General features: G+C 49.2%; 10 protein-coding genes and 1 tRNA gene. 3 read left to right on the plus strand and 8 right to left on the minus strand.

Annotation, left to right across the window (positions count from 1 at the left end; genetic code table 11):
• Nucleotides 1-115: 115 nt before the first annotated feature.
• Nucleotides 116-1279 carry a class C beta-lactamase gene (gene ampC / locus Q0R17_RS17170; RefSeq protein ID WP_293937183.1) on the plus strand — a complete coding sequence of 388 codons (1164 nt, stop codon included), beginning with the start codon at nucleotides 116-118 and terminating at the stop codon, nucleotides 1277-1279.
• Between the two features lie 67 nt (nucleotides 1280-1346).
• Here the strand turns inward: ampC and Q0R17_RS17175 are convergent, their stop codons facing one another.
• From Q0R17_RS17175 to Q0R17_RS17195, 5 genes are all read right to left on the minus strand, one after another.
• Complete coding sequence (locus Q0R17_RS17175) at nucleotides 1347-2117, minus strand: carboxymuconolactone decarboxylase family protein (protein ID WP_293937185.1); 771 nt, start codon at nucleotides 2115-2117, stop codon at nucleotides 1347-1349.
• Nucleotides 2118-2126: 9 nt separating this feature from the next.
• The gene (locus Q0R17_RS17180; protein ID WP_293937186.1) at nucleotides 2127-2507 is read right to left on the minus strand and encodes a MerR family transcriptional regulator; all 381 of its coding nucleotides are present in this window, start codon (nucleotides 2505-2507) and stop codon (nucleotides 2127-2129) included.
• Nucleotides 2508-2618: 111 nt separating this feature from the next.
• Complete coding sequence (locus Q0R17_RS17185) at nucleotides 2619-3530, minus strand: polysaccharide deacetylase family protein (RefSeq protein ID WP_293937189.1); 912 nt, start codon at nucleotides 3528-3530, stop codon at nucleotides 2619-2621.
• Between the two features lie 13 nt (nucleotides 3531-3543).
• Nucleotides 3544-4095, minus strand: a complete 552-nt coding sequence (locus tag Q0R17_RS17190) for an SRPBCC family protein (protein ID WP_293937192.1) — start codon at nucleotides 4093-4095, stop codon at nucleotides 3544-3546.
• A complete protein-coding gene (locus tag Q0R17_RS17195) occupies nucleotides 4092-4409 on the minus strand; it encodes a PilZ domain-containing protein (RefSeq protein ID WP_293937194.1) in 318 nt (105 codons plus the stop codon). Before Q0R17_RS17195 ends, Q0R17_RS17190 begins: the two co-directional genes overlap by 4 nt.
• Nucleotides 4410-4516: 107 nt before the next feature.
• Between Q0R17_RS17195 and Q0R17_RS17200 the strand changes: the two genes are divergently transcribed.
• Nucleotides 4517-4735, plus strand: a complete 219-nt coding sequence (locus Q0R17_RS17200; RefSeq protein ID WP_293937197.1) for a hypothetical protein — start codon at nucleotides 4517-4519, stop codon at nucleotides 4733-4735.
• 97 nt (nucleotides 4736-4832) lie between these two features.
• Here Q0R17_RS17200 and gspE read toward each other — a convergent pair whose 3' ends face one another.
• The 3 genes from gspE to Q0R17_RS17215 are packed head-to-tail and all read right to left on the minus strand — an operon-like array spanning nucleotide 4833 to nucleotide 9158.
• Nucleotides 4833-6290, minus strand: coding sequence for a type II secretion system ATPase GspE (gspE, locus tag Q0R17_RS17205; protein ID WP_293937200.1), 1458 nt, complete (start codon nucleotides 6288-6290; stop codon nucleotides 4833-4835).
• On the minus strand, nucleotides 6287-8329 hold the full coding sequence (gspD, locus tag Q0R17_RS17210) for a type II secretion system secretin GspD (RefSeq protein WP_293937202.1): 2043 nt from the start codon (nucleotides 8327-8329) through the stop codon (nucleotides 6287-6289). Before gspD ends, gspE begins: the two co-directional genes overlap by 4 nt.
• A gap of 13 nt (nucleotides 8330-8342) precedes the next feature.
• Complete coding sequence (locus tag Q0R17_RS17215; protein WP_293937204.1) at nucleotides 8343-9158, minus strand: type II secretion system protein N; 816 nt, start codon at nucleotides 9156-9158, stop codon at nucleotides 8343-8345.
• Between the two features lie 274 nt (nucleotides 9159-9432).
• On the opposite strand from Q0R17_RS17215, the gene Q0R17_RS17220 reads away from it, so the two are divergent.
• Nucleotides 9433-9508 (plus strand) — tRNA-Val (locus Q0R17_RS17220).
• Nucleotides 9509-9556: the final 48 nt, after the last annotated feature.

Below are 9556 nucleotides of genomic sequence, written 5' to 3' on the forward strand. Positions count from 1 at the left end.
AGCACAGCCTTTATTACTATATGTTGCTCATTTAACGGTGCAGAAAAAATCTGACTTATATATCGCCATCCACACCTAAATATGCAATATTCATTACTTAAAAAGGTACTTATTCATGCGTAAAAAAATAATATATTTAATAAAAACAATAACGCTACTAGGATGCATTAGCCCATTAAGCTATGCGGCAGAAAATATAGATCAAGATAAAATAAAAGAAATAGTAAATATAGCAATAACTCCTATCCAAAAAGAATTCAACATCCCTGGTATGGCTATTGCGATCAGCATTGATGGCAAGGAGTATTTTTATAATTATGGCCTAGCATCAAAAGAGAGCAAACAAGCCGTTAGCCAAAATACGCTATTTGAAATTGGCTCGATTAGCAAAACCATGACCGCCACGCTGGCTTCTTATGCCCAAATCAATGGCCAGCTTTCATTTACAGATAGTGTGAGCCAGCATTTGCCTTATTTACGTGGCAGTGCCTTTGATAAAGTCAGCCTGCTTAATCTGGCCACGCACACCGCCGGCGGCTTGCCACTGCAAGTGCCTGAAGAAATTAAGAATAATGATCAATTAATGGCTTATTTTAAAAAATGGCAACCTAGCTATGCAGCGGGCTCACATCGCGTTTATTCCAACCCAAGCATTGGCTTGCTTGGCATGATTAGCGCAAACAGCATGAATACTTCTTTTGAAGAAGCGATTGAAAATAAATTATTCCCAGCGCTAGGAATGAAAGATAGCTACATAAATGTACCTGCAGCCCAAATGAAAAATTACGCTCAGGGCTACACTACAAAAGATGTGCCCGTCAGAGTCAACCCAGGTGTTTTAGCGGCAGAAGCTTATGGCGTAAAATCCAGCTCCGCAGATATACTGAAATTTATAAAGGCTAATATGCAGATTGGCAAAATAGATAGCAAATGGCAACAAGCACTAATCAATACCCATGCTGCCTACTATAAAGCAGGCGAAATAACCCAAGACTTAATTTGGGAACAATATGTCTATCCGGTGAAATTAAATACTTTACTGGCCGGCAATAGCAATACAATGGCTCTTCAAGCAATAGCCACCAATCAAATCACCCCACCTTTAGCGCCACAAACCAATGCATGGATAAATAAAACCGGCTCCACCAATGGCTTTGCGGCCTATGCGGCATTTATTCCTGCCAAAAAAATAGGTATTGTGATATTGGCTAATAAAAACTATCCAATTTCACCACGGGTGACGGCGGCTTATCAAATACTAAGCCAATTAGACCAGTAGACAACGCATAAAAACTAAGCACATATCAAGCCTTGAATACCAGAGGGAGCCAAGCGGCTCCCTTTTTTTAAGCCAACCACGCCTTTGCAATCGCAAAGCTATCTTCAAACATTTCATAGCTTTGAATTTGGCCATCCAGCACCACAAAGCGCATGATAAATGTGCCCTGATAGGCATGGCCATTCTTGTATTGCCAGGCAAAATGCCCGCGAGCGAGGGCTTCATTTTCGCCGTCGTACCAACGATCAAGCACAAATTGCGTGGCATGCCCAGCGGCAGCAATCTGTTTCAGGCATTGCTCAACCTCTGCGCGGCCCTGCCACAGCCCTGCCCAAGGCACGATATGGCGATCACCCGGAATATGCCAAGTGATGGCTTCGCTTAAATAATCTAAAGGCGGCTGGCCTGCCATAAGGCCAGCGATAAAGGCTTTGGCAACGGCCAAAGGGGCCAGTGGCCGTGATGGTGGATGATATTGGGCAAAGACTTCTTTTGCCGCAAACACCGCATTCAGCGCAGCAGGAAAACCCGCGTAAACCGCCGTTTGGATCAGCACTTCGATGATTTCTTCGCGGCTTAGCCCCACATTTAAGGCGGCTTCTAAATGCACTTTTAATTGCGGTGCAGCATTGCCCATTGCAGACAACATGGCGACGGTAGCCAACTCTCTTTGTGCTAAAGAAAGCCCTGGACGGGAATAGATTTCGCCAAAGGCAAATTCGATAATATAGCGCCCCAGATCAGGCGCAATATCCGCAAGGCTGGCCATCACCCGTTCCCCCGCTTGATCGTCTACTTCTTTTAGTTTTTTCCAGCCAGATAGATGTTCATAGTGCATTGCATTCCCCTAAGTTGAAGAGAATGACGCTTCCATTTGCCGGTAAATCTCAATTTTGCCCTGTAGCAGCAGTAAGTTTTCCTGCAGGCTGGCAATTTGCAGCGCAACGGCGGCGGCGTGTGCTTCCAGCATTTCACGCCTTGGCACTAAGCTATCCGGTGTATGCCCCGCCCGCCGTAAGCTGGCGTAGCGCTGCATATCCACAATGCCCATGCCAGTTGAGCGCAGCCGCAGTAAAAATGCGATCCAGCCCAAATCCTCATCTCGATAACGGCGCTGGCCATTTAAGCCACGCGGCACGGTATCGATCAGACCGATTTTTTCGTAATAGCGCAGGGTATCTATGCTTAAACCGCAGTGCTCTGAGACTTTGGAAATAGATAAGGTCATAGGAAATGCAGCATAAAAGCTGGAGTGCGCTCCAGTGCAAGGGGAAGTTTGATTTAGCTAAAGGGCACGACATGCCGTGCCCCTACCATCTACCACATGCTCCCGCCCCCATCAAACAGGGAAACGTGGCCCTTGCAGGGCTAGCGTGCCGCTACGCCCTTCCAGTTCGCCCATTTCTACGCTGTGATAAGGCAGGCTGGTGGTATCTAATGCGTTGAAAAGCTCGAGGGTTGAAACTAACTTATAACCCTGTGCTTGCCAACCTTGCAGCAGGCGCTCAAATGCCGGTAGCAGCTTCATGCCTTCTAGCTCGGCGTGCAGGGTGTAGACGTGGCCAAATTCTGGCTCGGCGGCGGTGAGTTTGAGTAGGTGTTCGTGCACATTATCTGGCGTTAAATCACCTACGCCGATCAGCTCATCCAAAGTAGGCAGAGTGGTAGGCAGTTGCACACAGCGTACTGGCTCACCTTTCACAACCGGCCAAAATGGATGCGTGCCGCGCGTATCCGATGCATAAGTTAAAGCCATGCGCTGCTGGTGGCGATAAGCTTCCGGATTCATTTGCCAACCCGCTGCGCCGTGGGTTTTAGCGGGCGTACCAAATACTTCGGCAAAGCGATCAGCGGCCAGATCAATTTGCTCACGCGTCCAAGCAGCCGATTCACCTGCCACATAATCCTGCCACTTGATGTGATCCCAAGTATGAATGCCGACTTCAAAACCACCGGCGGCCACGCTGCGCAGGATATCGGCACAGCGGCGGCCAATATCTGGGCCTGGCAAGAGCGTGCCATAGAGCAGCGTTTGAATACCGTAATGCTCTACCACCGAGGTGCGCGATACTTTTTTCATAAAGCCGGGGCGGAACACGCGTTTAATCGCGCGGCCGGTGTGATCGGGCCCTAGGCTAAATAAGAAGGTGGCATCGGCTCCCATGCGTTGCAGTAGTTCAACTAAGCGGGGCACGCCTTCGCGGGTGCCGCGATAGGTATCGACATCAATTTTTAAGGCAAGAAGTTTCATTATCGATTGTTTTTTAATGAGTTTGGGGAGAGGGGGCAGCGGCTTGTTGCTGCCTTTTGAGCATTTCTTGTTGCATCGCCATAAACTGCTGACGAATTTGGCTGCGCATGGTATCCAGCGCAAAACCAGCTAGCAAACCCGATTCGGGCTGCCATTCTGCGTGATAGCTTATCACGGTCTGACCGGCGCTTACTTTAAGCTGTGCAATACTCTTATAGACTTCACTACCACCCACTGACGCGGCCCTGATCTCGCTATGCGGCTTTAGATCGATATCGCGCATCGATTCATAGTGATAATTAAATAAGCTTAAAGGCACACTGATTACCTGTGCCACACGCAGATGATCCCCATTTTTACTCAGGATATGGCTGCTTTGCAGCTGCGGCAAAAACTGCGGCATATGCTCAAAATCCACCATCACCTGCCAAGCCTGCTCTTTACTTACTGCCACGCTGAATTCAGCATCAATTTTTACTAAATCAGCGTCTTTATGGGCATCCACTTTTACCTCGCTGGCGGCGGAAAAAGCAGAAAACAGTAAGGTAATCAAAGCTAGTTTCATCGAATCACCTTTAAAATAGACAAGCCCAGCTCGTAAACCGAGCCCTGCTCAATCTGGTGGCAGCGCACTACCCTTACCCGCACAGCCAGTGGCTCTCTTGGCCCAGCACCATCTGATGGCGGCATCACAAACAGATCAAATTTTTCATCGGGCCGTGGCACATAGTTGGTCTCTACCGTTAATCCGGTTACGCTTAAATCAGTGCAGTTACCGTAATATGCAGGACCAAAATCCAGAGGCCTTATTTTAACTTTGCACTTAACGGGAATGCGCAAGGCATCGCGTTTATTGTGGTCATTCAAGCCGGCTTTCATGGAGAAAATCCTGTTGGATGGCGCTCGAAAAAGAAAGAATATCAGCTAAACTTGTTTTATGCCGTATTCACAATCTTAGTTCGAGAATGCCCCAAGGAGGAGAGATCATGTCGGATATTTCTGGGATAAAATCCTACGTTGTTAGCCTAAATCAAGCGCTCAAACAAACATCAACGCAAACCACTCAGCAGCTAGAACAAATTGCCTCACGCGTGGCAAAAAAAGCAGATGCCGCCACCGATGTGGGCCTCGCCAGCATTCAGCGCGCCAACGCAACCAATGAGGCGCTAGGCGAGTATCGCAATAAAATTGATACTTTTGCTTAATAAGCCATTAAACAACACATCATTGATTCGGCTTGCCTTCCCCGCAGCCGCTAATGGGCGCATCACGATTGATATCGGATGCGCCCGTTTGGGCTATTTAAACATCCCGCGTTACACGCAAGACTTCTTCTAGCGTTGTTTCACCCTCTAAAACACGGCGAACACCATACTGACGCAGGCTTAGCATGCCTTGGCTGCTGGCATAAAGCTTCATCGCCTGCTCGGTAGCCCGCTCATGCATCATGCTACGCAGCGTTTCATCAACCACCAGTAGTTCATACAAGCCACTGCGGCCACGATAGCCGCTCTGCTTACATTCAGGGCAACCTACAGCACGATAAATCGACTTGTCGCTGCCTAATTGCTCAGTGGTTAAAGCATCTGCTGTATGTAGCTGACGGCAAGCTGGGCATAAGCGACGGGCTAGCCGCTGGGCCAACACACCTAATAAAGACGATGCCAGTAAGAATGGCTCGATCCCCATATCCACCAAACGCGTCACCGCACTGGCCGCGTCATTGGTGTGCAGGGTGGCAAGCACTAAGTGGCCCGTCAGCGATGCTTGCACGGCAATTTGCGCGGTTTCTAAATCACGAATTTCGCCGATCATCACCACGTCTGGGTCTTGGCGTAAAATGGCCCGCAGCGCACGAGAAAAAGTCATATCAATCCGCGTGCTAACTTGGGTTTGCCCCACGCCATCTAGATCGTACTCAATCGGGTCTTCTACCGTCATGATATTGCTGGATTGTGCATCCATACCGCTCATCGCGGCATACAGCGTGGTGGTTTTCCCCGAGCCAGTAGGCCCAGTCACCAAGATAATGCCGTGGGGCTGAGCGAGCAGCTTTTCTAAAGTAGCCAGCGTATCTGCCGCCATCCCCAACTTGGCAAGATTTAAGCGCCCTGCTGATTTATCCAATAAACGCAGCACCACGCGTTCGCCGTGGCCAGTAGGCAGGGTAGACACCCGCACATCCACTGGGCGGCCCGCTATGCGTAAGGTAATCCGGCCATCTTGTGGCAGGCGTTTTTCGGCGATATCGAGGCCCGCCATCACCTTAATCCGCGATACTAGCGCGGCATGCAAGGCACGCTTAGGCTCGATCACATCGGCTAGGCGGCCATCGATACGAAACCGCACCACCGAGCGCGTTTCAAATGGCTCGATATGCACATCCGATGCGTTTTCACGCAGGGCTTCGGTAAGGAGCGCGTTAATCAGCCGAATAATCGGCGCATCATCTTCGGTTTCGAGCAAATCTTCAATTTCGGGCAAGTCTTGCGCAAGGCGGGATAAATCTAGATTTTCTTCCAGATCGTCCACCACCATGGCCGCGCCGCTGCCTTGGCCAAATAATTGCGATAGCTGCGCTTCAAACTCGGCAGCGTCAACCACCGAGATATTTAATGGCCTAGCGGCAACACGGCGTAATTCGTTTAAGGCAGAAAAATCCCCGCCTTTACGAAACAGTACCGAAACCGAATCGGCCTCATGCAAAACATCCACCACGCCGCGATCGCGGGCAAAGTGATACGGCACTAAACGACTCATGGTTTAACTGCCGGATCGGATGGGGTAAGCGGCGTTGCTTTGCGCGCATCAATCACTTCGGGCAAGGCCACCGCAGGCATTTCTGGCAAGACAAAGCTCGCTGGACGCTCAAAGTGATTTTGCTCAGCACGTAAATACTGATAGCGATCAGATGAGAGCGCGCGTGTTGCATCGGCATCTCTTAGCACCACAGGGCGTAGAAACACCATCAGATTTACTTTCTGTGATGAACGATCCTCATAGCGGAAAAAAGCCCCCAGATAAGGAATATCGCCCAGTAAAGGTACTTGGCTGCGCTTTACCGTTACCCGATCTTCGATCAGCCCACCCAGCACAATAATCTGCCCATCATCGACTAATACTTTGGAATCAATCGAGCGCGTTTTGGTTGCTAAACCCGCACCATTGGTAATCACCGATGGATCGATGCTTGAGACTTCCTGATACACCGTTAACGTAATACTGCCACCTTCCGATACTTGGGGGCGAACGCGTAATTTAATCCCTACATCTTTACGCTCAATCGATACAAATGGATTGGTATTGGCATTAGCAGATGCTTGCGAGCCAGTAATGATCGGGATATTTTGCCCTACCATGATCTTGGCTTCTTCATTATCCAAGGTCATTAAATTTGGCGTAGAGAGCACATTGCCATCACCACTATCTTGCAGTGCGGAGGCCAACACCCCCAAGGTAGGTGTGCGGCCATTCACAGGATTGCCATTGAGAATACCCAAGCTTAAGCCGCCCGGAATCACCGATGGATCTTTGGTGGCAATGCCTTTAAGCAAAGAGCCCAAGCCATTTAATGAGGCAGCGCCCACGGCAGAAACGTTTTCGTTGCCCCCAGCCAGCAGCCACTGCACCCCAAACGCCCCCGCCTTCGATACATTCACCTCCGCAATCATCGCCTCGACATACACCTGAGCACGCCGCACATCCAGCTTATCAATCACAGAACGCAGATTGTTATAGATATTATCCGGCGCGGTAATCACCAAGGAGTTGGTCATATTGTCGGCCTGAATCATCACATTTACGCCGCCAATTTGTACATTTGCTGCGGCGGATGTGGGTGCTGCGGGCGCACTGGCTGGCATGCCCCCAGCAGGGCTGGCACTCATGCTGCTTGCAGGTGCGGCCGCAGTTGAGCCAGAATCTTGCCCAGTCATAATACCCTTTAGGGTATTGGCAAGCTTGGCGGCTTCGGCATTTTTTAAATACACCACATGGATATTGCCACCTGATGAGCCTTGGTTATCCATGGTTGCGGCCAGCTTTTTAATTTGCTGTGCATGGGTTAAATTTTCACTGCGCACCATCAAGCTATTGCTGCGCAAATCCGGCACCACAATACTGCGCTTTACACCTTCGGCCGCAGGCATACTTTGGTTAACGCCCTGTACCATAATTTCTGGCATTAAGCGCGCCAAGTTTTGTGCCACATCCACCGCCGAAGCATATTTGAGCGAAACGGAAAAAATATCTGAGCTGGCAGGCTGATCAATTCGCTCAATAATCTGATTTAGGCGGCGGATATTGTCCGCATAATCCGTAATTACCAGCGTATTGCTACCTGGATAGGCCGCAATTGTATTATTCGGGCTAATCAGCGGGCGCAGAATCGGTACCATTTGCACCGCCGATTCATACTTCATCGGGTAAACCTGCGTCACCATGCTGTCACCTGATAACTTCATGCCGCGATTACCGGTGCTGCTGTAATGCTGCTTGGCATCGGCCTCGGGCAGCACTTTCACCACGCCGCTCGACTCCACCGCAGTAAAACCTTGCTGGCGTAAAGCCGATAATAAAATCGGAAAAACCATTTCTTTGCTGACCGCTTGGCTAGACACAATATTCAAAGTGCCTTTTACCCGCGGATCAATGACAAAGTTTTTACCTGAAATCAAACCAATTGCTTTGATGGTGGATTCGATATCAGCATTAACAAAATTAAGCGTGACTTTATCATCGGCAGCAATGGTTAACTGGGATGCTAAAAGGCAGGCTAGTAGGAAGGGGCGCAGAATCATGGGATTTAACAACTCAAGGCTGAATAAGATATTGCAAATTGACCGAGCTGCCGTTGCGAAGCACAACGAGCAACACTTGGGGCTGCTGACTAAAAACAGTGTAAATCAAAGAAATATCGGCGACTTGAGCCAGAGCTTGGCCATTAATCGTTTTAATCACATCGCCGTTTTGTAATTGCAACAACCTAGAAAAAGGCTGAGTCGCAATATTATCAATTTGGATACCGCCTTCACGGTAAGTAGATAGGCCTTTGGCCCAATCCGCCACATTAGCCCCCTGCATCGCTCCCGCTAATTGGCCACGCGAAAGCGTTGCTTGAGCCGCCGCTGCAGCAGGTGCATTATTTGAAGGGGTGGCAGGGAGTAAAGCGCCGCTAGCTAGCACAGGCACGCTGTTGTGGCCTTCCAACATCAAGGTTTGACGGCGACCGTTATCATCTAACACCACATGGTCGGCAGCAATTTCAATCAGTTTGATATTACCTTGCAGAGTTTGCCCAACTTGCGCCGCCACGGCGCTGGCCTCCAGCCCAGTAAAAATCGCCGCCCCATAACCTTTTTGCCCCGCAATCACCGCTAAAAGCTTTGCTTGCAGCGTTGAAACGGTAGTGGCTTGGCTAGTATCACTACCAAACCAATCTTGTGCCGCAGAAAAATCTTGTGCGCGCTGAGCAGATATTTCTAAAGGAAGAATCAAGCGTAAAGCCTGAGGACTCGGCTCAAAAACACGCCAAAATAGTCCAGCCAATAGCCATAACAATACGCAAAGTAAGACTGGCTGTACTTTTGCTATAAGAATAGTGAGATGAGACAGTCTGAAAGCTTTCACGAAGACAAGGTACTTTGCACAAATGGGAAGCTCATTTATACCGTAAAGCCCTCTAACTGACTACCGCATAGATATTTCAATCAAAAGGTGTTGACACGTTTTTTAGGGCATGATCTAATGCGCACCTCTTTCGAGACAGGGTAAGCAGCTCAGTAAGCAGGGCCGCTATTCGGTAGCTAAAGATTTGTTGTTGTAAGCGGGTGATGTAGCTCAGTTGCTAGAGTTGTCTCCTTGTACGTTTGATCTCTTAAGCGTGCTTAAATGTTTTATAGATGGGTGATTAGCTCAGTTGGTAGAGCGTCTGCCTTACACGCAGAATGTCGGCGGTTCGACCCCGTCATCACCCACCACTTAGCAATAAGTGTTGTAGTAAGAATTAGTTATGCAACTGAGGAGTG

This window comes from Iodobacter sp. (genome assembly GCF_025352645.1).
In the GTDB taxonomy this organism is placed as follows: Bacteria; Pseudomonadota; Gammaproteobacteria; order Burkholderiales; family Chitinibacteraceae; genus Iodobacter.

What these genes read in the sequence shown, in the direction of transcription:
- Q0R17_RS17175 (WP_293937185.1), bottom strand. Translation starts at nt 2,117, where the DNA reads ATGCACTATGAACATCTATCTGGCTGGAAAAAACTAAAAGAAGTAGAC.
- Q0R17_RS17190 (WP_293937192.1), bottom strand. Translation starts at nt 4,095, where the DNA reads ATGAAACTAGCTTTGATTACCTTACTGTTTTCTGCTTTTTCCGCCGCC.
- Q0R17_RS17180 (WP_293937186.1), bottom strand. Translation starts at nt 2,507, where the DNA reads ATGACCTTATCTATTTCCAAAGTCTCAGAGCACTGCGGTTTAAGCATA.
- Q0R17_RS17185 (WP_293937189.1), bottom strand. Translation starts at nt 3,530, where the DNA reads ATGAAACTTCTTGCCTTAAAAATTGATGTCGATACCTATCGCGGCACC.
- gspD (WP_293937202.1), bottom strand. Translation starts at nt 8,329, where the DNA reads ATGATTCTGCGCCCCTTCCTACTAGCCTGCCTTTTAGCATCCCAGTTA.
- gspE (WP_293937200.1), bottom strand. Translation starts at nt 6,290, where the DNA reads ATGAGTCGTTTAGTGCCGTATCACTTTGCCCGCGATCGCGGCGTGGTG.
- Q0R17_RS17195 (WP_293937194.1), bottom strand. Translation starts at nt 4,409, where the DNA reads ATGAAAGCCGGCTTGAATGACCACAATAAACGCGATGCCTTGCGCATT.
- Q0R17_RS17200 (WP_293937197.1), top strand. Translation starts at nt 4,517, where the DNA reads ATGTCGGATATTTCTGGGATAAAATCCTACGTTGTTAGCCTAAATCAA.
- ampC (WP_293937183.1), top strand. Translation starts at nt 116, where the DNA reads ATGCGTAAAAAAATAATATATTTAATAAAAACAATAACGCTACTAGGA.